Source organism: Mesorhizobium sp. BR1-1-6 (assembly GCF_020165355.1).
Lineage (GTDB): Bacteria > Pseudomonadota > Alphaproteobacteria > Rhizobiales > Rhizobiaceae > Mesorhizobium.
The window spans coordinates 130,001-131,081 of sequence record NZ_JAIUHZ010000013.1 but is presented as its reverse complement, the minus strand read 5'-3'; the positions used below and the strand labels follow the sequence as shown (position 1 = coordinate 131,081).

Annotated in this window: 2 protein-coding genes; both read left to right on the top strand. The window is 59.4% G+C overall.

Annotated elements, in window-relative coordinates:
- Window positions 1–468: 468 nt before the first annotated feature.
- A complete protein-coding gene (locus LB545_RS22215) occupies window positions 469–735 on the top strand; it encodes a type II toxin-antitoxin system ParD family antitoxin (RefSeq protein WP_140664881.1) in 267 nt (88 codons plus the stop codon).
- A 3-nt stretch (window positions 736–738) separates the two neighbouring features.
- A complete protein-coding gene (locus LB545_RS22210) occupies window positions 739–1,050 on the top strand; it encodes a type II toxin-antitoxin system RelE/ParE family toxin (protein WP_140899020.1) in 312 nt (103 codons plus the stop codon).
- Window positions 1,051–1,081: the final 31 nt, after the last annotated feature.

Sequence of the window (1,081 nt, the reverse complement as noted above, 5' to 3'; positions counted from 1 at the left end):
GCAAAGCAAAGCAAAGCAAAGCAAAGCAAAGCAAAGCAAAGCAAAGCAAAGCAAAGCAAAGCAAAGCAAAGCAAAGCGTTCAGGGCCAAGCCTCGGTCGTTCCATGCCTCGGGGCCAAGACGAGCTCTCAGCTCGCGCGGCGGAACATTGGGCTTCCCAGAGCCGAGGCCAGCCACGAAAATGCAAAATGGATTCAGCCGGCAGGATTCCATCTCAGGCGGCTTCAGCGCCAGCTGTCCCGGAGGGATCGCGAGGAGCAGATCCCACCTATCGGCTGCAGGCGCGATCCCCGATCCCGACGGCCCGACTGAGGCGATATCTCGGTTATGCCGAATCAAGCGATCCGAACCTGTCTGCGAGACAATCGGACCAAAATGCAGGTTGGTCGACCTCGGTCGAAATTGCTAATATCTGACATCTATTGCTAAATCCGTGCCGTGATCCCATGTCTCTTTCCGGGAGGTTGTCATGCCCAACTACGCTCTGAACGACCACTATGAGCGCTTCATCAGGAAACAGCTCGAATCAGGTCGCTACAACAATGCCAGCGAGGTTGTCCGCGCCGGCCTGCGCATGCTCGAGGATTTCGAGGCGGAGCGGGAAAGATGGCTGCGCGTGGAAATTCCGGGGCGCCTGGCCGAGCTCCAGCAGGATCCAGCTAAAGGAATCCCGGCCGAGGCGGTTTTTTCTCGGCTGGAGGCGCGCCATCGCGCGAAACAGGCGAAAGCCAAGTAGGGGATGGACTATCGGATCGTCTTTCATCTCGCCGCACAAGCCGAACTCGAACGGCTCTATGACGACATAGCCGAGCGCGCATCGCCGGCGATCGCCTGGAATTTCGTCGCGGGTATTCAAGACCATTGTCTCGGTCTATCGACTTTTCCACAGCGTGGCGCCGAGCGGCGCGAGATCATGCCCGGACTGCGGATCATCGGCTACCGACGGGCGGTCAGCATTGCCTTTGCGGTCGAGGGCGAGCAGGTGCTGGTCCTGGGCATCTTCTACGCAGGCCGGAACATCACACCGGAATTGCTGGAGGATCGCCGCTGAAAGCCGCTCTGGCAAGGTCGGCGGCCGTCGG

Excerpts from the sequence above, each read along its gene's own strand:
- LB545_RS22215 (WP_140664881.1), top strand. The coding sequence starts at position 469 with ATGCCCAACTACGCTCTGAACGACCACTATGAGCGCTTCATCAGGAAA.
- LB545_RS22210 (WP_140899020.1), top strand. The coding sequence starts at position 739 with ATGGACTATCGGATCGTCTTTCATCTCGCCGCACAAGCCGAACTCGAA.